This is a genomic window from Anaerotruncus massiliensis (ex Togo et al. 2026), assembly GCF_900199635.1.
Taxonomy (GTDB): Bacteria; Bacillota; Clostridia; order Oscillospirales; family Ruminococcaceae; genus Anaerotruncus; species Anaerotruncus massiliensis.
Map to the genome: position 1 here is coordinate 2,470,473 of NZ_LT962687.1, position 21,001 is coordinate 2,491,473.

Sequence of the window (21,001 nt, forward strand, 5' to 3'; positions counted from 1 at the left end):
GCGCGCCTTCCTCCCTTTCTCACGCCCGCGGCGGACCGCCGCCCGCATCCTCCAGCGCGCGGCGCAGCGTGCTCTGCAGGATGGCGGTGTCGATCGGTTTCGCCACGTGGGCGGTCATTCCGGCCGCGAGGGCCGCCTGCACATCCTCCGAAAAGGCGTTCGCCGTCATGGCGATGATGGGGACCGTCCGGGCGTCGGGGCGGTCCAGCCCCCGGATCGCCCGGGCGGCCTCGTAGCCGTTCATCTCGGGCATCTGGATGTCCATCAGGACGGCGTCGTAGGTGCCCGGCGCCCGCTCCCGGAACTCCCGCACCGCCTTGGCGCCGTTGGTCCGGACCACCGTTTCCGCCCCGTAGATCTCCAGCAGGCCGCAGAGAATCTCGGCGTTGATCTCGTTGTCCTCCGCCACCAGGATGCGGCGGCCGGCGAAAGGCGCCTCCTCCGAGGGGGCCGCGGACTGCGGCCCGGCCGCCTTCCCGGCGGGGAGCCCCGAGGCCCCGCCGGCCTCGCACTCGAGCTCCACCGTGAAGGCGGAACCCTCGCCGGGCCGGCTCTCCACCGAGATCGTGCCGCCCATCAGGTCGACCAGCCCCTTGGCGATGCTCAACCCCAGGCCGGTCCCCTCGACGCGCGTCGCCTCCCTGCTGCGGGAAAAGGGGTCGAACATCGAGGCGAGGAATTCCTCCGACATCCCGATCCCCGTGTCGCGCACGACGAAGCGGTAGCGGACGCGGCCCGCGCTTTCCGCGGACAATTCCTCCGCGAAAAACTCCACCCTTCCCCCCTCGGGGGTGAACTTGACCGCGTTGCTCAGCAGGTTGAGCAAAATCTGGCTGACGCGCAGGGCGTCCCCGATGAACCGCTCCTGACGGACCCGGCCGGCTCGCGCGCAGAAGGAGAGCCCCGCCGCGCGGGCCTGCGGCTCGATGATGGTCGAGAGCTGCTCCAGCAGGCCGGGGACGGACATCTCCATCCGGTTGAGCGTGATCTTGCCGCGCTCGATCTTGCTCATGTCCAGAATGTCGTTGATCAGGCTGAGCAGGTGCCGGGAGGAGACGGAGATCTTCCGCAGGCAGTCGGCGACCCGCGCGGGGTCGTCGATGTAGGCGCTGGCGAGCGCGGTCATCCCCATGATCGCGTTCATCGGCGTGCGGATGTCGTGGCTCATGGAGGAGAGGAAGTCGCTCTTGGCGCGGCTGGCCTCCTCCGCCAACTCCAGCGCCTGCTCCAGGGCCTTTTTGGACCGGCGTTCCTCCGCCAGCATATCGGTCACGTCGGCGCGCACCATGCACACCGTCTTGTGCTCTCCATCCCCCCACAGGACGGTGATCTGCTTATAGCGCAGACCCTCCTCCGAACGGTGCGGGAAGACGAAGTCATAGCCCGCGGGCTGCTCCTCGAGATGCCGGAGCATCGTCTCCAGCCGGAGCTGGCGCTCCAGCTCCTCCGTCCCTCCCTCTGGGTTATAGCGCCTGGCGATCAGTTTGATGGAGGCGTTGTAGTCCTCCACGACGAAGGGGGGCAGGTTTTCCAGCACCGTCTGGCGGGTGTGCATCGTCATGCGCCTGGTGACCACCTGGATGAGGCCCAGCAGCTCGAAGGTGTAGGCCACGACGTTCAGCAGCCCCTGCTGCTCCCGCACCGAATCGGTGATGTCCGCCCGCGCAAGGCAGACCCGCCCCAGCCGCAGGTCGATGGCCGAAACGGTGAGCTTTTTGGTGAGGACCTCCCCCCGCTCCCCGAAGATGGCGTAGTGGAAGGAATAGGAGTCCTCCCTTTGCAGGCGCTCCATGATGTAGTCCGGGTCCAGCAGGGTCTTCACCTGCTCGCGGTCCCTGGGCACCACCTGTTTTTGGAGCATGTAGGCGATCCGGTCGGAATGCCGGCCCTCCTGCGCCGGGATGTCGCCCGCGTCCATCTCCCCGTTGAGGACGCGGTAGCGGTCCTCGGGGACGTCCACGTCGACCACGAGGTCGCTGCCCGCCACCGACAGGCGGCGCAGGATGCGTTCGGAGATGGTCTGCTCGGTGATGTCGGTGACGGTCAGGATGCCGGTGACGTCCCCCGTGTCGGGGGTCTCCACCAGATTTACCTTGAAGCGCACGTAGCGCCCGCGCTTCTCCTTCGGGAGCCGGACGAAGAAGTCCCGGATGATTTCCGTGTCGCCCCGGTCGAAAGCCGCCTGGGAGGGCCCGTTCAGGTAAGCCTCCCTAAAAATCCGCCGGCCCTCCTCGTCGACGACCAGGTTCGAAAGCCCCATGAAAAAGGTCTCCCGCTCGGTGCCGAAGGTGCTCAGCAGGCCGGAGTCGGTGTGGTCGATGATCTCGAGGATCTGATCCCGCGTGACGTTGCAGTGGCCCACGACCAGCGCGTTGGGTCCGGGCGTGCGGTAGTGCTGGAGGATCCGGTCGTTGAACTGCTTCCGGAGCTCCTCCCGTTCCTCCCGCTCCCGGGTCATGTCGTGGTAGCCCGCGTAGATCCGGAGCTCCCCGTCCTCGCTCTGGAGCATCGAAAGGCTGTTTTTCACCCAGATGTAGCCGCCGTCGCCCTTCTTCAGCCGGTAGATCAGCTCACAGCTGCTCTCACCGCCGCCGATGAACTCCGCCATCCGCGCGGCGACCGCCTCCCGGTCGTCCGGGTGCACCCCGGCCATGGCGTCCCGCCTGTAGAGCTCCCACGCCGCCTCCTGCGTCATCCCCGTCATAGCGGCGAACCCGTCCGACAAAAACTCGGGGATCATGCTGCCGTCCGGCTTGTAGCGGACCACGGCGACACCCCCCGGAAGGTGCTTGACCACCGTCTGGAAATACTGCTCCAGGCGCGCCTTTTCCTTCTGGGTCCGGACCTCCTCGGTCACGTCGTGGACGTACTTCACATAGGCCGGGATGCCGTTCCAGTCGCTCTCCATGAAGCGGGTGGTGTAAAACCGCCCGCTCCCGTCCACCGCCATCTCGTGCGCCTTTCCGTCGGGCGCGTGGCTGTGAAGCGTGCAGAACACGCAGGGCGCGTCCCTCCCGTGCAGCGCGGCGTAGCATTTCTGCCCGACGCGGCCGCCGCTCTTCGCGAACAGCTCCCGCGATTCGTTGATGTAGAGCAGGTCGTAATTCTTCCGGTCGATGACGTAAATGCCGTCCGCCGTCTCGTTCGCGATGCTCTGGAAGAGCTGCGCCTCCGCCGACATGCCGGTGAAGACCCCGTAAAACCGGGTGGATTCCGACAGCGGTCCCATCCGGCGGCCGTTGAGGTGCAGCCAGACGAGGGTCCCGTTCTTATGGCGCATCCGGCAGGAGATGTCGAGTACCTTCCCGCTTTCCAGCGCGGCCCGCGCCGCGGCGAGGACCCGGGGCCTGTCCGCCTCATATACGGCGTCGAAGGCGTCCCGCCGGACGATCTCCCCGTATTCCTCCCGCGTGTAGCCCGTGAGGGCGGGCACGCCCGCGGAGAAATAGGTGGGGACGAACCGCCCCTCCTCCACCCGGTAGCCGGCGATCCCGCCCGGGATCGAGTTGACCAGGTGGTCGAGCTCCAGCTGGGTCTCCTTGAGCGCGGTGATGTTGTGGAACACGCACTGGAGCAGGGGGCGGCCGCGCTCCTCCCCCACCTGCTTCGCCTGGGCGTGCACCCAGACGATGTGCCCGTCCCGGTGCAGCTTGCGGAATTCAAAGTCCGCCACCGTCCGGTCGCGCAGGGCCTCCCTGGCCTTCGCGGCCACCATCGCGGCGTCCTCCGGATAGGTCATCTCGATCGCGTCCCGTTTGATCAGTTCCCGGTACTCCTCCACGGTGTACCCGGTCAATTCCGGCACGCCGTCGGAGAAATAGACCGTCTCAAAGATGTCCGACACCCGGTAGATGGCAACCCCGCCCGGGATGGCGTTGACGATGTCCTGCATCTTCTCGTTGGCAGCCTTCAGCTCTTCCTCCAAATGCACGCGCTCGCTGACGTCGGTGTAGATGCCGTAGAAGATTTTGGCGCCGTCCTCATGGGTCTTGATCGTTCCGTCGAGGTTGATCCAGCGGTATTCCCCCCGCCGGTCGTTCCACAGCCGGTAGGAGTGCCGCACGCTGCCGCCGCCATGGTACGCGGCGGCGATCTTTTCCCGCAAAAGCCCGACGTCCTCCGGATGCACGCCCAGGTAGTCGGTCTTCTCCCGGACCGACCGGATGTGCTCGTCGGAATAGCCCACGACCTCATAGAAGGCGGGGTTGTGGAAGAGCGGCACGATTTCGGGCCACTCGATCCGGTAGACGCACAGCCCGCAGGGGACGCTGGTAAAGGTCTCCTTCAGCCCCTCCTGCAGCCGGTCGGCGCGCTCCGACTCCGCCCGCTGCTCGGTGACGTCCCTGACGTACTCGATATGCGCGGGCCGGTCCCCCCAGTCGACGAGCTTCCCGCTGAGCTGGTAGACGCGCCCGTTGAGGGGGTGGCGGTACTCGCGGACGAGGACGTCGTCCCGGCTCATTCTACCCGCGTGGCAGAAGGGGCAGGCGGACTGGTAGCCCGCGATGTGGTAGCAGCAGGCCTCGCCGCCGTCCGGCGGCAGGAGCGTCTCCCGCGCCCGCCGGTTGGCGTAGAGCACCTGCCGGCTCTCGACGTCGCTGACAAAGATGGCGACCGGGTCGTTGTCCAGGATGGCCTGGAGCTGCCGGACCTCCGGCGCAGAGAGAGGGCTTTCCCACGTCATGTCGGTTCTCCTTTCAGGGCTTCCAAAAACAGCCCCGCCCGCTCGAATTCCTTTCGCACGGCCCGGTACAATTCGGGGTAGTCGTTTCGCTCCTCCCGCAGGCGCAGCGGCTCCACGACGGCGCACGCCGCCTTGTAAAGCGGGTCGAGCCCCAGGTTCCCGGCGACCCCCTTGAGCGAATGGGCGGCTTCGAACGCGCCGCCCAGGTCGCCGGATTCCAGCGCGTCGCCCAGCCGATTCACGCTGCCGTCCCGGGGCAGCATGCCGAGCACGCGCAGATACATGGCCTCGTTCCCCAAAAAGCGCCGCATCGTGCCGTCGTAATCCGCGCCGTAGGCCTCGAAGGCCGCACGAAAATTCCCCATCTCCTAACCCTCCTGTTTCCGGAAAATAAAGTCGTAGAGCGTCTGGTAGAGCCGGTCCGGGTCGATCGGCTTGGCCAGGTGGGCGTCCATCCCGGCGGCCTTGCTCTTTTCGATGTCGTCGTCGAAGGCGTTCGCCGTCATGGCGATGATCGGAATGGCCGCCGCGTCGGCGTTGCTCAGGTGGCGGATGGTCCCGGCGGCCGTCAGGCCGTCCATCAGCGGCATCCGGATGTCCATCAGGATCGCGTCGTAATACCCTTTTGGGGATTTGCTGAACAGCTCCATCGCCCGCAGCCCATTTTCCGCCGTCTCCACCGCGAAGCCCTTGCTCTCCAGCAGCATGACCGCCACCTCGGTGTTGAGGGCGTTGTCCTCCGCCAGCAGCACCCGCCTGCCGGTGAAGTCGTAATCGGCGCCGTCCGGCTGCTGCGCCCGCTCCTCCTTCTCCCCGAGCGCCCTGGAGAAGGCGGAGACCAGGGAGGATTTGAACATCGGCTTGCTCATCAGCAGGTTGACGCCCGCCAGCTTCGCCTCATGCTCGATCGATATCCAGTCGTAGGCGGTCATGATGATGATCGTGACCTCCGTCCCCACGATGGCGCGGATCTGCCGGGCCGTCTCGATCCCGTCCATCTCGGGCATCTTCCAGTCGATCAGGATCATGTCGTAATACTTCCCGCCGCCCCACAGCTCCCGGACCCGGTCGACCGCCTTGCGGCCGCTGTCGACCCATTCGGCCATGACGCCCATCTCGTGGAGGGTGACGACGGCGCTCTCGCAGACCGCCACGTCGTCGTCCACCACCAGCGTCTTGAGGTGGGAGAAGTTGTGGTGCTTCTTCAGGTTATGGCGGAGCTTCTCCTCCTCGGTGATGCCCAGCTTCACGTCGACGGTGAACTCGGTGCCGATCCCCTTGATCGAACGCGCCGTGATCTTCCCGCCCATCAGATCCACGATGTTCTTGGAGATCGCAAGGCCCAGCCCGGTGCCGCCGAAGAGGGCGGTGGTGCCGGTGGACTCCTGCGAAAAGGGCTCGTAGATGTGGGGGAGGAACTCCTCGCTCATGCCCACGCCCGTGTCGTTGACGATGAAGCGGAGCTCGGCGTCGTTTTGGGTCCGACGGCGCTGGGCGGCGGAGAAGGTGACCTTCCCGCCCTCGCCGGTGAACTTGATCGCGTTGGAAAGGATGTTGAGGAGCACCTGCTGGAGCTTCATCGCGTCCCCGATATAGTAGTCGTCGAGCACGGGGTCCACGATGCACTCGTAGTCCACCCCCTTGGAGGCCGCCTGCGCGTGGCAGATGGTGCTGATGCCGCCCAAAAAGTCCTCGGTGGGAATTTTTTCGCTCTTCATCAGCATCTTGCCGCTCTCGATCCGGCTCATGTCCAGGATGTCGTTGATGAGGGAGAGCAGGAAACGGGAGGAGATCCCGATTTTGGAGATGCAGTCGGCCACCTGGTCGTCGTCCCCGATCGAATTGGCCGCGATGGTGCTCATGCCGATGATCGCGTTCATGGGGGTGCGGATCTCGTGGCTCATGCGGGAGAGGAAGTCGCTTTTGGCGGCGTTGGCCTGCTCCGCGGCCACGAGCGCCGCGGCCAGCTCCTCCTTCTGCTTCTGCTCCCGCCGCACCACGTCGGTCACGTCCGCCCGCGTCATGCACACCCGGCCGAGCTCCCGGCTGATGTAGAAGACCTGGAAGCGCTTGACCCGCCGTTCCCCGGCCTCCCGAAGCTCCAGCACGAAGGTGTAGGCGTCCTGTCCGGCAAGCCGCCGCCGGATGTAGCCGAAATCGAGCTTCTGTAAAAACTCCGCCCGTTCCGCCTCGTCCATGCAGCGCTCGGCGGATTTTTGGGCCTCCTCCCGGAAATCCCCCTGTGCCGGGATGGAGAGCGGACGCTTGCCGCCGCAGGCGGCCACGCGGTACCCGCCGCCGTTCAGGTCGATGTCGGCGATGACGTCGTAGTCCAGTTCGGCGATCCGGTTGAGCAGCTGCTCCTGCAGCCGCTGCTCGGTGACGTCCGCCGTATAGAAGAACATGATGACGTCGCCGGTGGCGGGGTTCAGGCAGGTCCGCAGGTTCGTGCTGCCCCAGAAAAGGCTCCCGTCGTTGCGCCTGCGCAGGAAGCTCAGGCGGTAGTCCACCTTCCCCGCCGCGTAGTCCTCCAATACCTTGCCGCGCGCGAGCATCCGGCGGATCTCCACCCCGTAGGCGGCGTCCACGGCGGACCCGGAGAGGTTCTGGATCGTCTTCACGTAGGTGTCCCCCACATGCGCGACGGCCACGTCCAGGGTGGCCTGGTAGCTCTCCAGACGGTCCCGGGAGACGTTGATGGTCCCCTGGATGCTGCCCTCCCGCGAGGCGAGCTCGGAGAAATAGGCAAGCTCCTCCTCGTAGAGCTCCCGGACCCGGTCGCGAAGGCGCCGCTCGTCGGTGACGTCCACGAAGACGCAGTAGAAATACTGCTCCTCGCCCCGCTCCCGGAAGAGCTGCGCCTTGATGGAGACCCACTTGACGGCGCCGCCCCTGCAGATGACCCGGTGCTCCAGCTGGATGGTATCCCCCCGCAGAAGCTGCTCCTCCAGCAGGGCGGCCGACGGGGCGAAATCGTCCGGGTGGATCACCGCGGACATCCGGTTCCCCATGGCCGCGAATTCCTCGCGGGTGTAGCCGATGAACTCAAACAGGCCGTCGTTGGCCTCGATCACCGTGAAATCCGCGTCGGACCGGCAGCGGAAGACCGCGCCCGGGATGTTGTTGTAAAGGCGCAGGACCTCCTCCTGCGCCTCCCTCTGCGCGGTGATGTCGACGCAGACCGACGCGATCGCGGGGCGTCCGTCCTCCGCGACCGTCCTGCGCCCCGCGTCGTGGACCCATATGTAGGAGCCGTCCTTCTTTTTCATCCGGTACTCGACGACGTATTCTCCCTTTTCCGCGAGCTGGGCCTCCACCTGCTCGTCCACCATCCCGCGGTCGTCCGGGTGCATGCAGTTGGCGACCAGCCCGCCGATATCGGCCACGAAGTCCGCCTCGCTCTCATAGCCGAGGTAACGGAGCATCTGGCGGTTGATGAAGTAGAAGGGGAAGCCCTCCTCGATGTACCCGCCCATCATGCCGCCCAGCAGCGAATCGTTGAGCAGCTCCTGCCGCTGCCTGGCGATCTGCTCCACCACCAGGGTCTGGGGGTAGTGCTCCTTCCCCCGCTGGCTGCCGCCCGGCTCCGCGAAATGCAGGCTGCGCACCAACCAGGTCTCGCCGTCCTCCCGCACGAGGGTGCAGAAGATGCGAAGCCGCCAGGTGTACTGCGTATTCTTCAGGGTCATCTCCGCGGACAGGCAGCAGACATGCTCCGCCGCCATCTGCTCGTGGAGCGCCTCCAGCACGCAGGCGAAGGGCTCCCGGAGCTCCCCCACGTCCGCCCGCAGGTAGGCGGACATCTCCTCTTTCCCGCGGGCCAGCTCGTCTTCTCCCGTGCCCACGAAATCCACCGCGTCGGACAAAAACCCGATCGCCGCCTCCGCGTCCCGCCGTTCGAACCAGTCGCGGCAGAACGCCTCCACGGCCCCCATGGCCGTCCCCCGATAACCCATATCCCTTACCCTTTCCATAGACAGCATTTCCCCTTGCCCTCCGCCTTCGCGCGGTAGAGCGCCCGGTCCGCCCGGGCGATCAGCTCCGTCACCGGCTCCTCCGAGACGCTGAAAACGATCCCCCCGGTGCAGGCGGCCGCGGCCCCCTTTGGGGCGCAGATCTCCCGGGCGGCCCGGCAGATCTCCCCGCCCTTCTTCAGCGCCGCCTCCTCGGAGCGCACCTGTCTCATGACCACCACGAATTCGTCCCCGCCGTAGCGGGAGAGAATGTCGTTTTCGCGGGTGTGCGCGCGCAGGAGCGCGCTGAATTCCTCAATGAGCCGGTCGCCCTCCACATGCCCGAAGGTGTCGTTGGTCTTCTTCAGGTCGTCCAGGTCGAAGAGGCAGACCGCCAGCGGCAGGTCCTCCGCCCGCAGCGCGCCCGCGGCGGCGGTGAAGCCCCGCCGGTTCAGAAGGCCCGTCTGGTAGTCCCGGCAGGCCTCCTCCTGCAGGGAGTCCTTCCACTCCTGGAAGGCGGTGGTCCCCATCGCCCGCAGCACCTGCCTGCGCAGGCTCTTGGCGGTGTGGGGCTTGTCCACGTACTCCTCCGCGCCCAGCTCCAGCGCCTTTTCCTCCAGCAGCGCGTCCGGCGGGCCGGTGACGATGACGGGCGTGCTCCACACGGCCCGGCTGCGCTTCACGGCCTCCAGCGCCGAGAAGTCGTCCGACCCCGGCAGCGTGGCGCTGAGGAGCACGGCGGCGAGCTTGTCCCGGTTCGCCGCGATGCAGTCGAGCGCGGCGCGCCCGGTCCCGGCCTCCATGACCTGGAAGAGATCCTCAAAGGTCTCCCGCACCAGATCCCGGTAGGCCGCGTCCTCATCGGCGGCCAGGAAGACCGGCCGCCGGCGTTTGGCGCCCGGCTCCTGCTCCGCGACGGCCCCCTCTTCCCGAAGCAGCTTTTCAAACTCTTCGCTGGGCACCGGGCGCACAAAGTAGTAGCCCTGCACATAGTCGCAGTCGATCTCCCGCAGGCGTTCGAGCTGCTCCCGCGTCTCCACGCCCTCGGCAACCACATGCAGTTCCATCCAGCGCGCCAGATCCATGATGAAGCGCAGGATCCCCTGGTCGACGGGCTTTGCCGTCTCGCTCTGGATAAAGCGCATGTCCAGCTTCAGCACGTCGATCGGCAGACGGTTGAGCATGTTGAGGGAGGAGTACCCGCTCCCGAAGTCGTCCATTTCGATCACAAAGCCCAGCTCCCGCAGGCGGGCCGCCGTTTCAATGATCTGGTTGGGGTCCTCGGTGTAGGCGCTCTCCGTGATCTCCAGATGGAGCCGCGCGGGCGCCAGCCCGTATTTCCGCACCGTTCCCAGCAGGATCTCCGCGATATCCGCCTGATAGATGTCCGCCCGGGACACGTTGACGGAGACCGGGATGGACGGCAGGCCGGCGTCGTCCCACTTGCGCAGGAAGGAACAACTCCTGTCCCAGACGAAGCGGTCCAGCTTGGTGATGAACCCGTTGCGCTCGAAGAGGGGGATGAACTCCGCGGGGGACTGGAGGCCCCACTCGGGGTGCGCCCAGCGCACCAGCGCCTCCGCGCCCGCCAGGCGGCTGTCCCTGATCCGGTATTTGGGCTGGAGATAGACCTGGAACTGCCCCTGCGCCAGGGCGGACTCCATATTGTCGATGATGGCCTGCTCCCGCAGCAGCTTGCCCCGCAGCTGGTCGTCGTAGGCGGCGAAGTACTTGCCGTACTGGCCCTTGATGCTGCGTGCGGCCAGCAGCGCCCGGTCGCACATCTGCTCGACCGGGACGCCGCAGTCCTCGACCGTGTAGATCCCCCACTTCATCACAATGCTCCGGGCGTTCGCGAGGGCGTTTACCTCCCCGCTCACCCGGACGAACATCTCATCGCTGTAGTCCGTCCGGCGCTCCAGCAGGCAGGCGAACTGGTCCGCGTTGAGCCTCCCGCAGATCCCCGCGTCGCCGATGACCGTGCGGTAGAGCGCCGCGATGTCGTGCAGCAGGCGGTCCCCCGCCGGAATGCCGAAAATGTCGTTGATGAGCTTGAAGTTGTCGATGTCGGAGCAGACGATGTCATACTCCTTCTCCGGGTTCTGCCGGAGGGTCTCCCGGACCCGCTGGTAAAAATATTCCTTGCTGCACAGGCCGGTCAGCCGGTCGTACTGGAACTGGTTGATCATGGCGGCGGTCTCCCGCAGGCTGATGATGCTGGCGGCGCGGTGCAGGATAATCTGCGCCTTATAGGGCTTGGCCACAAAATCCGTGGCGCCATGGGACAGCGCCGCCACCTCGTCGGCCTCGCTGTCGCTCTGCGTGGTGACGATGACCGGGATGGACGCGTAATCGGGGTGGGCCTTGACGATCGAGAGGAAGGTGTAGCCGTCCATGACGGGCATGACGATATCCAGCAGGATCAGGGCGATCCTCTCCCCGTACAGCTCCAGAAGGCCGAGCGCCTCCCGCCCGTCCCCCGCCTCGAGGACCCGGTACTCCGAAGACAGGATCCCGCTGAGCGTCGCCCGGTTGATCTCGCTGTCTTCCACTACCAAAACCGTTTTTTGTGCAGCCATATCTTTGCCCCTTGCTCCAACACGGACCCGGCCGTGGGCATACGCCCGCGGCTTCTCCGTTTACTCTGTTCACATGATGTTTACATTCTATCACGGCGGAGGCGGCTTGTGCAATCTTTTTCGGCGTATTATGACCAAACAGGCGGATATTCCGCCAGGAGGGCCCTTCTTGTTCCATCTCTGTAAGATACTGGATTTCGGCTGGAAAAAAAGAAGGCCCCGTCCCCCTCCTCTGGAGAGGGGCGGGGCCTTGCGCGCGGCCGCGTCCGGATATGCAAGCGGACGCCCGCGCCGATTCGGAGCTATGGACACGCATGGGCTTCCCGCGAAGCTTCCATCCGCACCTCCACCGAGAAGCACCCCTCCTCCCGGCCCGCCGTGACCGCGCCCCCATACCGTTTCGCGATCTCCCGGATGATCGGCAGGCCGAAGCCATGGGCGCGTTTATCCGCTTTGCTGGTGCCCTTGTCCGCCGCGTCCTCACAGGCGCTGTTGCGGCAGAGCACCTCCATTTCGCCGTCCGTCCAGGAGACGCCCAGGGAGATCCAGCGTTCGGCCGCGGCCGAACGCTGACAGCCCTCCATGGCGTTGTCCAGCAGGTTCATCAGCAGCGAGGTGAGATCGCCGTCGTCAAACGGGAGCTTCTCCGGCAGCCGGGCGAGGTCGAGTTCAACGAAAATATCCATCTGCGCCGCCCGGGCGAGCTGAACCGCAAGGACGGCGTCGATGAGGCTGTGGCCGGTATAGTCCTGCGGCGCCGTGCCGCCCAGCTTCGGGGCGATCTCGTCGAGGTAGTCGGACAACTCCCCAAGCGCGCCGACGTCCAGATAGTAACGGATGAGCGTCAGCCGGCTGCGGCTCTCATGGAGCTGTTCCCGGGTGCGGCGCACATACTCTTCCGACAGGCGGGCCTGTTCGGCGCGCGCCGCGAGCTGGACCTCCGCCACCCTTTCCCGCATGTGCAGGGCGTCGCGCTCCCGGTAGACGCGCACCGTGTCAAAGCAGAGCACGCCGCAGATCACCAGAATCAGGACGCCGCCCGCCTGCTCGATGAACCACCCCAGCAGGATGGGCTCGTACAAGGGCAGGAGCCGGTCCATGATCAGCGCGCAGGCGAAGACGCAGCTCCCCGCGAGCAGCGCCCTCGAATAGCGCAGGCTCCGGCGCAGGGCCCACCAGCAGGAGGCAAGCATACAGAGGGCTGTCGCCCACTTGTAGGCCGACAGCACGCCCGACCAGGCCATCAGTGCCCCGGCGCTTTCGGCCGGGAAGACGCGCACCAGCAGAATCCCGGCGCAGACCGCCGCGCCGGCCGCGCAGGCGGGATAATATGCGCGGCGGGGCAGCGCCATGATGCGGGCCTGCAGCCAGGCCAGCGTCGGGAAGAGGCCGTAGGTCCCGAGCCGCTCAAGCACCGGCCACACGCCCCCCTGCCAGCCGAGCGCCTGGGCGATGGGCCATGCGGTGCTCAGGCAGAAGCACAGGCAGAGCAGCGCCAGCGCGCCGTATGGGATGGAGAAGTGATAGCCGGACCGGACCAGCAGGCAGAGCAGGCCGATGAGCGCCGCGACGGCGCACGCGGCACAGTGGATGATTACCCGCAAAAAGCTCGCCCGGCTTACTTCCGACGGACTGCCGAAGGCGGGCGGATAGACCATGCCGCTGTACACGCCGTCCCGGTCCTCCACCTCGACGACGATTTCGATCCGCTCCCCGGCGGTGAAGGTGACCATGGGGCTTCCGGGCGCGGGCGCGTCCGCGTCCCCCATTCCCACGCTCTGCATGAGCCGTCCGTTGATCCACAGCCGCCAGCGGGAAAAAATCTCGGTCAGTTCCAGCGCATAGTCACGCTCGGTCCCGTCGGTGAGCAGTACGGTGCGGTAGGTGGCCCGCCCGTGGGCGGGCGCCGCCGGATCGCCGAGATCGAAGCCCCCATACTGCCCGATGTAGAGATAGGCGTCCGGTTCGGCCCCGGCGATCTCCTCCGGCGAAAGCAGGCGGCCGCCATAGAAGGCCCATCCGTCCGCCAGATAGAAGAACGGGGAGTCCTCATACCAGTCCCCGTCCAGCCGGACGACGCCCATCTTGGCGGCGGGGCGGGGATAGGTGTATTTGTTATCGAACCGCCAGCAGAGCCAGAAATAAAGGACGCTCGACAGGAGCACGGCCGCCAGCAGGAGCGCAAACCGGGCGTTTTTTCGTTTATCCTCCACGGCGGCCTCCCCCCTTCCTCCGGCGCAGATACAGGAAGGCCCCGCCCGCGAGCGCGGCGCACAGCGCCGCGGCCAAACCGGCCGGCGCCGCGCCGGCCTTGGAGGGCGCGGCGGCTTCGACCGCGGGCGATGCGCCGTCCGCGGAGGGGACGCCCGCGGGGACGTCGGGCGGATCAGAGGCCGCGCGGCCCTCCGCCTGTCCGGGACGCTCCGATATCAGGTACGCCCCGGCCGTCTCCAGCTCAAAACGCAGCCTGCCGTCTTCCCAGCCGTCGGCGGGCCTCTCCCGGCCGTCCGGACCGGTGCAGAAAAACGCCGCGTTTTCATCTGCCGGGGCATAGTCCACCGTGACCCGGAAGGCAAGACCCCCGAACCCGGCAAGCGCCTCCTCCCCCGACCAGAACCGGACGAGGAACCGGTCCTCCTCCGGCTTCTCCAACTGAGCGTAAAACGCGGCGTCCGCCGGAAGGGCATCCAGCAGCGCGGCGGGAAGCGTCACCCTCAGGCCCTGCCCGATCAGGGTGATCCCCTCCGGGTTGGCCGTCCTCTGCGCCGCCAGCTCGGAAGGCGTCAGGGAAACGTCCGCCCCTGCGGGCCGCCGCGGCGCCGCTTCGGCGCCCGGTTCGGGCGGAGACGACTGCACCAGCGTCGTTGAACGGGAACCGGCCGGCTCCGAAGACGGCCGCTCCCGCGCGCCGTCCGAACCGCCGCTCCCGCCGCCGGACGGCGGCGGGACGACGCCGATCGGCGGCAGGCCGCCCTGCTCGCCCCGGCCGTCGTCGTCCCGGTCGCCGCCGCCGAGCTGGGTGGGGTCCCCGGAGGCGTAGGGGAACTCCAGCGCGTTCGAGATTCCCTCGAACGCGCCGCCCTCCACCACCAGGCGGAAATAGTAGCGGTGATCGATTTCCAGCCCGCCCAGGTCCGCCGAAGCCATCGTTCCCGCTTCGTCGCCGGGCAAAAGCTCAAAATGGGGGAGCGCAGCAGCGTCCCGCCAGGTTTCGTCCCCGTCGGCCGAATATTGGACAGCGATCCGCTCCGCGCCCGCGATCGGGGTCAAAAAGGCGAGGTGCAGGTCCCCGGCGGACGTCAGGTAGGCGTTCTCAATCCAGGGGGCGTCGGGCGGAACCACATGGAGGGGAACGGTGTAGGGGGGAATCTCCACGGGGAACCAATCCGGGACGCCGACCGGCCGGCAGGCGAGCTCATGGGCGCCCGCCGTGGAACAGTCCACCGGAATCCCCTCCGTAAGCACCGAAACGCGGACTCTGAGGGTGGACGCCCGGCCTTTCAGGTCATAGAGAAAATACTCGCTGGTGCGGGGAACGCCCGGCTCCAGGCTGAGGTCGAGCGAGGCCTGCTCCCAGGGAGTCCCCTCCACGACGCTGTAGCCGATCTGTTCGATCCGCCCGGGCGGGACGGCGTGGCGGCCGACGGTCTCGGCCCCCTCCGGTAACGGCTCCGCCCGGCAGGCGTCCAGCAGGAGATCGCCGCCGCACACGACCGATTCGCCATCGGCCACGACCGAGCAGCAGTAGAGCTCGAGCGGGCCGTCCGTGCGGATGGCGACGGCCCCCTCGCCTCGCGCCGCGGCCGAAAAATAATAGAGGTCCTGGAGTTCTTCGTCCTTGAGCCAAACCGCCACCGCGTCCGGGCCCTCGGCGGAGAGCTCCATCCAGTCCGCGGTCCAGCTCGCGCCCGATTCGACGCAGAGCGCCGCCGCGCCCTCCCCCGAGGCCGCGATCTCCACCTCCTCGCCCGAAAAGCTTCCGGACACCGTGATGAGGGGCCGGCCGCCGCTGCCCTCGAAGCGCACCGGGCCGCTCACCTCCATCGAGCTCCCGCCGGGGATCTCGATGACGTGCCCGCCCATCTCCACGAGGGTGGGCTTCCGGGGCTTCAGGATGCTGAAGGAATCTCCGCCGCGCTCCCACACGATGTCCGCCGTGAGGACGATGTGCGCGGCCCCCCGCTCATTGACCAGCTCCCGCAGCTCCGCCGCGCTCCCGCAGCCGAACGCGCCGTCCGGAGGGGGAACGGAAAATTCCGGCTCCCGCTCCGCCGGGGGGACGGGGGCCTCGCCGGAAAGCCCGTCGTCCGCGGACGGTTCCGCCGGCGCTTCCCCGGACGGTTCCACGGGTTCCTCCGCCGGTTCCTCCACGGGCGGCTCCGTGTCTTCCGCGGGGTCCGCGGGCGGCTCCTCTTCTCCCGCGGGTCCCTCCCCGGGCGGCTCCGCGGACGCTTCTCCGGACGGCTCCCCGGCGGTGTCCTCCTCCGCGCCGCCGGGCGGAAGAGGCGCGGAGGATTCGGCCTCCACAACGGCCGGAACGGCAGAAAAAGGCGCTTTTTCCCCATCCGCGGCGGATGCCGCAAACGGGGAAAAAGCGCCCCAGCAAAACAGCAGGAGCAGCCAGAGGGCCACCTTTCTTGCCGAACCGTTCATTCACGGCCTCCTTGCTTTTCATCCGGAAAAACCAGCCGGTACCCCCCGTTTGACCGCTCAATGACGATGGAGGGGCATTCTCCCGCGTTTTTCCGCAGCTTGATCCGCAGCGAGGAGATATTGACGAAGACGGTGCGCAGCGCGTCGTTGGGAGCCTGCCCCCAGATTTCGGAATAGAGTTCCTCGGCGGACATCGTCCTGCCGCGGTTGCGCAGCAGCGTGGACAAAAGCAGAAATTCCTTGGGCTTGAGCAGCAGGTCGTGCCCGCCGAGAAAAGCCCGCTGCATCCGGGCGTTCAGCACCAGGCGGCCGGCGTGGGTCTCGACCTCCGCCTGCAGAAGCCAGTGGACGCGGCGGAGCTGGGCCTCGATGCGGGCGATCAGCTCCTCGATCTTATAGGGCTTGATGATGTAGTCGTCGCCGCCCGCCTGCAGCCCCCGCACGATCTGGTCGCTGTCCCCGAGGCTGGTCAGCAGGAGAATCGGCGCGTCGCTGTGGCGGAGCTGACGGCAGAGGTCAAGCCCCGACCCGTCCGGCAGCAGGATGTCGACCACTGCCAGGTCCGGAGGGGCGTCCTCGATCCGCTTGCGCGCCTCGGAGAGCGTCCGGACGGCCGTGACCCGGTATCCGCGCTTCTCCAGCGCCATCCGGTTGTAATTCAGGATCTTGGTCATGTCCTCGACCAGCAGGATGTGCGGCGGCTCCACGGCATCACTTCCTTCTCTCCGAATCGCGCCCGTTTTCTTTATTATAGTGAGTGGATCGACAGATTGCAAGCGAGCAAAAAGGCGGAACCGGCCGTTTCTTCGGACGGATGCAATCCGCCGGGAGTTATGCTATACTGAAAAAAAGACGGGCCGGACGGGCCCCGAGAGGGCTGGAGGGAGCGCCATGGAAAACCGTTTGCGGGAGCACGCTCTGTCAATACTTCCCATTCTGCGCGGCAACGGCCTCGACGCGGGACCGCTGCGGGCCGCGCTGGACGACTGCGCCGAATTTCGGCTGGCGGTCCCGTTCATCGGCGCGATGAACAGCGGGAAAAGCTCCCTGCTCAACGCCCTGGCGGGCCTTCCGCTGCTGCCGGTGGGGATCACCGCCACGACGGCGGTCCCCACCGGGCTCGTTTTCGGAGAGAACGGGGCCTTCGCGCAGCGCGGCGGCGCGCTGCTGCCGATCGGCCTTGGGGACCTGCGCGCGGGAATCGACCTTGCCGGCGTGACCATGCTGCGCGCCTCCTGCGCGCTGCCGTTTTTCGCGGAGCTCCCGAGCCTCTGCCTGATCGACACGCCCGGCCTCGGCGCGGGCACCCTGGAATCGGAGCGCGCCCTGCGCGAGTCCCTGCCCGACCCCTGCGCCTGCCTGCTGGTCTTCGCCGCCGACGACCCGGTCGTCCGGGAGAGCGAGACGGCCTTCCTGCGGGAGCTTTCCCTGCGCGGCGCGCCCTTCCACCCGGTCCTGACCAAGTGCGACAAGCTGCTGCCCGCCGAACGGGAGCAGGCGGCCGCGTACCTGCGCGAGAGCCTCGCCGACCTGACGGGCACGGTCCCGGAAACGGTCGCCTGCGTGAGCGCGCGGGGCGACGTGGAGCCGGTGCGCGAGCTGCTGCGCGGTTTGCAGTCCCGGGCGGCGCGACTGGCGGAAAACAGGCTGAGACAAGCGCTCCTGCTGGCCGCGAACCAGCTGCGCGAATATCTCCGCATGCGCCGGGACGCGGCGGGGCTCACGGTCCCGGAGTCCGCCCGCCAGATCGAGCTGCTGGAGGAGCGCAGCCGGCTTTTGGCCGGCCCCCTGGAGGAGCAGGCGCGGAAGCTGGAGCAGCAGGCAGGCGACTGGGAGCGGTCGCTGGCCGCGCGTCTCGCCGGGACGGTGGAACGCGCGGCGCCTTCGATGGAGGCGATGCTGCTCTGCGAACAGAATCCCGCGTCCTATGTGGACGACACCCTGCGCGCGGCCGCGCTCGACAGCCTGCGCCGGGAACTGGAGCCCGCGCTCAGGGGCTACCAGAAAAGCGTGAACGCCCTGCTCCGCCTGCAGGGGGTCGCCTCCGGACCGGACGCGGCCGCGCGGTGCGCCGTGTCCCCGTCCTGGGGGGTCCTCGCCGGGTTCCCCGGCTCGGACGGCCTGTTCGCGGAAATCCTCGCGCTGCTGCGCGGGGTTCCCCGGGGGCGGCGGCGGGAGTCACTGCGGGTGATGCTGCCGGTGCGGGTGCTGCCGAAGCTCTCCGAACGGGCGCTGGCGTTTACCGCGCAGGAGGGCGGGACGGCGCTCGAAGCGGTGCGGCAGGCCGCCGGAAAGGCCGTCCGCGAGCAGTCGCTCCTGCGGCGCGCCGCGCTGGAGGAGCTCGAGCGCCGGGGAGAGCCGAACGCGGCGGAGCAGACCCGGCTGCTGCGGGAGATCCGCGCGCAGGCGCAGGCGGCGGACGCCGCCCTGTCCGCCTGCTGCCGGAAGGATGAGGAGGACGCGTATGGAACCGATCTTTGAGAAGATCGAGGAGCAGCGCAGGCGGGCCGAGGCCTTCGCCGCGCGCGTCGCGTCCCTCTGCGCCGCTCTGGAGCCCTACTCCGCGGAGGTCGACGCAGGCGGGCTGGAACTGCTGCTGCGCAGCTTTCGGCGCCGGACGGAGGACTTCTTCCGCGAGAACCGGCGGTTCACGCTGGCGGTGGCCGGCCGGGTGAAGGCTGGGAAATCCACCTTCCTCAACACGCTGCTCTTCGGCGGGCGCGAGGTCCTGCCCAGGGGCCTCACCCCGAAGACCGCGGTGCTCACCCGGATGGAGTACGCCGAGGATGCCTCCCTGACCGCGCGGTTTCTCACCCGGGCGGAGTGGGAGGAGCTCTGCCGTCTGGCGGGCTCGGGGATGGACACCCCTCAGGCCCAGGCGGCGCAGGAGACGGCCGCCCGCGCCGGCCGCTTCGGCACCCCGCTGGAGGAATGCTTCGCGGAGGGGACCCGCCGGATCCCGCTCGAGGAGACCGACGGGCTGGAACCGCTTCTGAACGACTATGTCGGCGAGGGCGGGCGTTTCGCCCCCGCCGTGAACAGCCTGACGCTCGGGCTGCCGCTCGACAGCCTGCGCGACCTGGCCGTGGTGGACACCCCCGGACTCAACGATCCCGTCCTCTCCCGCACGGAACAGACCCGGCGGTGTCTGGAGACCTGCGACGCGATCTTTTTTCTCTCCCGGTGCGGGAGCTTTTTGGACCGCAGCGACCTGGACCTGCTGACCGCCCAGCTCCCTCAGAAGGGGGCGGCGGAGCTCGTCCTTGCGGCCACGCAGTTCGACAGCGCGCTCATCGACATGCTCCCCGGATATCCCGACTTGGAGAGCGCGGCGCGCGACCTGCGCGGCGCCCTGCAGGAGCACGCGGCCCGCAGCGTGGGCGCGGCGGTGCGGGAGCTGCGGCGCGCCGGCTGTCCCGAGCCGGTGACGGCGGCCCTCGAGCGCTGCCGGCGCCCGGTCTTCCTCTCCTCGCTGGCGGAGGATCTTGCGCACAGGCCCGCGCGGGAGCTCGGCGAGCGGGAGCGCCTGCTGCTCCGGCTGCTGGGGGAGCCCGGGCGGGAGGAGCTGGAACGGATCGGCAATTTTGAAGAGGCGCGCGCGGCGTTTTTCCGGGTGGCCGCCGAAAAGGACGACCTGCTCCGCCGCAGGGCGGGGCAGCTCACCGCCGCGGCCCGCGGCGAGCTTGGGATGCTGCTCGAACGTCTGCGGGCGGGCGTGCTCGAAAAGCGGGAACGCCTGCTGGCGGAGGAGGCCGCCATCGGGGAGCGCCAGCGGGAGCTGAGCGCGCACCTCGTCCGGGTGCGGGCCGATGTGGACGAGGCCTTCGCGGAATACCTGGCCCCTCTGGAGCAGGCCCGCCTCGACGTGTCCCGCGAGCTTGACCGCCTGGGCGGGGACTGGGCGCAGCTGGACTCACGCGAGGGTGTGGAGAGCATCCCGCGGGTGCGCACCGAATCGGCCGCGCAGCCGCTTCGCCCCTGGACCTGGGGGCGCCGCCGCACCATCTACACCAGCGAGCAGAGAACCTACGCCTTCCTGGACCCCGCCGACGCCCGGCGCAACCTGGAGCAGCTTTGGCTGCTCTCCGCCCAGCTTCAGGCGGCCGCGTTCCTGCTGTTCGCGGACACCTCCCGCCTGCAAAACCGGCTGATGGAGGCCGCGGCCAAAAACTTTCCGCTCCAGAGCCCGGCCCGCCAGCCCGAACGGCTGCGGTCGGCGCTGCGGTCCGCCCTCTCCCGGCTGCCCGCCAAGGAGCGTCCTCAGCCGGACCGGCTGCTCCCGGCGTTTTCCCTTCCCGGGGAGGCCGCCGTGCGGGACGCCCCGGGCCAGGCCGCGCTGCGGGAGGCGGCGCGAAGCGCGGCGCAAAAGATCGTCGAAGAACGCCGGCAGGCGGCCGTCCAGGCGGCCCGCCGCCTGCGGGAGCAGGCCGCCGAGGCGGCGGGCGCTTTTTCCGCCGCCCTGTGCGAGACGCTCCTGCGGGAACGGGACGCGCTGGGCGCGCGGAGCGCCGCGCTGGAACGGGAGTGCGGGCGGCTCCAAACCCTGGCGGAGCTGCTGGGGCACTACCAGTGAGCGCCCCGCCAGTCAATTTTTGTTGAATTCCGTCTTTTTTTCGCATGGCATGCTATAATGGGGACAATATCATTCGCACCGGCTGCCCGGATTATCGGGCGCCGGTGCTTTCCTTTTTTCCGGGGACTAATCCCCCGGAAAATCCGTGACTTTACAGAAAGGGAGGGATCGTATGGATGCGTGCAGCAATGCAAAATCCGCTTTCCGCCTGACGCGGGTGCTCGACCAGTGGTTCCAGCGGGCGGCTGAGGTGGGCGCCTATCTCGAGTACGAGATCGAGGGCGTGGTGAAGGACAACAACGGCGGCGAGGAACGGATTGCCGAGCTTCTGGATGTGATCCTGCCCCCGGTCGCGGAAAACTGCCTGCGCCTGGCGCCCGCGGACCGCTGGATCAGCCTGCATGTCAGCATCCAGCCGCAGATCCTGCTGCTGGAATGCTCCTCGGCGGGAAAGTATTACCTGGAATCCGGGAAGACGCCGGAAGGCGTCTCCTCGGTGGAACTGACCCAATGCGAGGACAGCTTCCAGCTGCGGATGAAGCTGGAGTGCTAGGCCCCC

At 67.8% G+C, this 21,001-nt stretch carries 10 protein-coding genes; 3 read left to right on the forward strand and 7 right to left on the reverse strand.

The window, feature by feature from the left end:
- Positions 1-19 precede the first annotated feature (19 nt).
- The 7 genes from C1A13_RS11965 to C1A13_RS11995 all read right to left on the reverse strand — a co-directional run bounded on the left by C1A13_RS11965 (position 20) and on the right by C1A13_RS11995 (position 16,576).
- Positions 20-4,684 (reverse strand): PAS domain-containing protein, encoded by a 4,665-nt coding sequence (locus tag C1A13_RS11965; RefSeq protein WP_101552303.1) that lies wholly within the window; start codon positions 4,682-4,684, stop codon positions 20-22.
- Positions 4,681-5,049 (reverse strand): Hpt domain-containing protein, encoded by a 369-nt coding sequence (locus C1A13_RS11970; RefSeq protein ID WP_101552305.1) that lies wholly within the window; start codon positions 5,047-5,049, stop codon positions 4,681-4,683. The genes C1A13_RS11965 and C1A13_RS11970 overlap by 4 nt, the downstream gene beginning before the upstream one ends.
- Positions 5,050-5,052: 3 nt before the next feature.
- Positions 5,053-8,658: a response regulator gene (locus tag C1A13_RS11975; RefSeq protein WP_242970869.1), complete on the reverse strand. Its 3,606-nt coding sequence runs from the start codon at positions 8,656-8,658 to the stop codon at positions 5,053-5,055.
- Complete coding sequence (locus C1A13_RS11980; protein WP_101552309.1) at positions 8,646-11,216, reverse strand: EAL domain-containing protein; 2,571 nt, start codon at positions 11,214-11,216, stop codon at positions 8,646-8,648. Before C1A13_RS11980 ends, C1A13_RS11975 begins: the two co-directional genes overlap by 13 nt.
- A 302-nt stretch (positions 11,217-11,518) precedes the next feature.
- The gene (locus C1A13_RS11985; protein ID WP_242970870.1) at positions 11,519-13,429 is read right to left on the reverse strand and encodes a sensor histidine kinase; all 1,911 of its coding nucleotides are present in this window, start codon (positions 13,427-13,429) and stop codon (positions 11,519-11,521) included.
- Complete coding sequence (locus C1A13_RS11990; RefSeq protein ID WP_101552311.1) at positions 13,419-15,869, reverse strand: hypothetical protein; 2,451 nt, start codon at positions 15,867-15,869, stop codon at positions 13,419-13,421. Before C1A13_RS11990 ends, C1A13_RS11985 begins: the two co-directional genes overlap by 11 nt.
- The gene (locus tag C1A13_RS11995) at positions 15,866-16,576 is read right to left on the reverse strand and encodes a response regulator transcription factor (RefSeq protein WP_101552313.1); all 711 of its coding nucleotides are present in this window, start codon (positions 16,574-16,576) and stop codon (positions 15,866-15,868) included. The genes C1A13_RS11990 and C1A13_RS11995 overlap by 4 nt, the downstream gene beginning before the upstream one ends.
- Before the next feature lie 184 nt (positions 16,577-16,760).
- Here C1A13_RS11995 and C1A13_RS12000 point away from each other — a divergent pair, with 184 nt between their 5' ends.
- The 3 genes from C1A13_RS12000 to C1A13_RS12010 all read left to right on the forward strand — a co-directional run bounded on the left by C1A13_RS12000 (position 16,761) and on the right by C1A13_RS12010 (position 20,995).
- Positions 16,761-18,350, forward strand: coding sequence for a dynamin family protein (locus C1A13_RS12000; RefSeq protein ID WP_172439271.1), 1,590 nt, complete (start codon positions 16,761-16,763; stop codon positions 18,348-18,350).
- Positions 18,334-20,442 carry a dynamin family protein gene (locus C1A13_RS12005; RefSeq protein WP_172439272.1) on the forward strand — a complete coding sequence of 703 codons (2,109 nt, stop codon included), beginning with the start codon at positions 18,334-18,336 and terminating at the stop codon, positions 20,440-20,442. The genes C1A13_RS12000 and C1A13_RS12005 overlap by 17 nt, the downstream gene beginning before the upstream one ends.
- A gap of 172 nt (positions 20,443-20,614) precedes the next feature.
- Positions 20,615-20,995 carry a hypothetical protein gene (locus C1A13_RS12010; protein ID WP_101552320.1) on the forward strand — a complete coding sequence of 127 codons (381 nt, stop codon included), beginning with the start codon at positions 20,615-20,617 and terminating at the stop codon, positions 20,993-20,995.
- Positions 20,996-21,001 lie beyond the last annotated feature (6 nt).

Excerpts from the sequence above, each read along its gene's own strand:
- C1A13_RS12010 (WP_101552320.1), top strand. The coding sequence starts at position 20,615 with ATGGATGCGTGCAGCAATGCAAAATCCGCTTTCCGCCTGACGCGGGTG.
- C1A13_RS11970 (WP_101552305.1), bottom strand. The coding sequence starts at position 5,049 with ATGGGGAATTTTCGTGCGGCCTTCGAGGCCTACGGCGCGGATTACGAC.
- C1A13_RS11990 (WP_101552311.1), bottom strand. The coding sequence starts at position 15,869 with ATGAACGGTTCGGCAAGAAAGGTGGCCCTCTGGCTGCTCCTGCTGTTT.
- C1A13_RS11980 (WP_101552309.1), bottom strand. The coding sequence starts at position 11,216 with ATGGCTGCACAAAAAACGGTTTTGGTAGTGGAAGACAGCGAGATCAAC.
- C1A13_RS12005 (WP_172439272.1), top strand. The coding sequence starts at position 18,334 with ATGGAACCGATCTTTGAGAAGATCGAGGAGCAGCGCAGGCGGGCCGAG.
- C1A13_RS12000 (WP_172439271.1), top strand. The coding sequence starts at position 16,761 with ATGGAAAACCGTTTGCGGGAGCACGCTCTGTCAATACTTCCCATTCTG.
- C1A13_RS11975 (WP_242970869.1), bottom strand. The coding sequence starts at position 8,658 with ATGGAAAGGGTAAGGGATATGGGTTATCGGGGGACGGCCATGGGGGCC.
- C1A13_RS11965 (WP_101552303.1), bottom strand. The coding sequence starts at position 4,684 with ATGACGTGGGAAAGCCCTCTCTCTGCGCCGGAGGTCCGGCAGCTCCAG.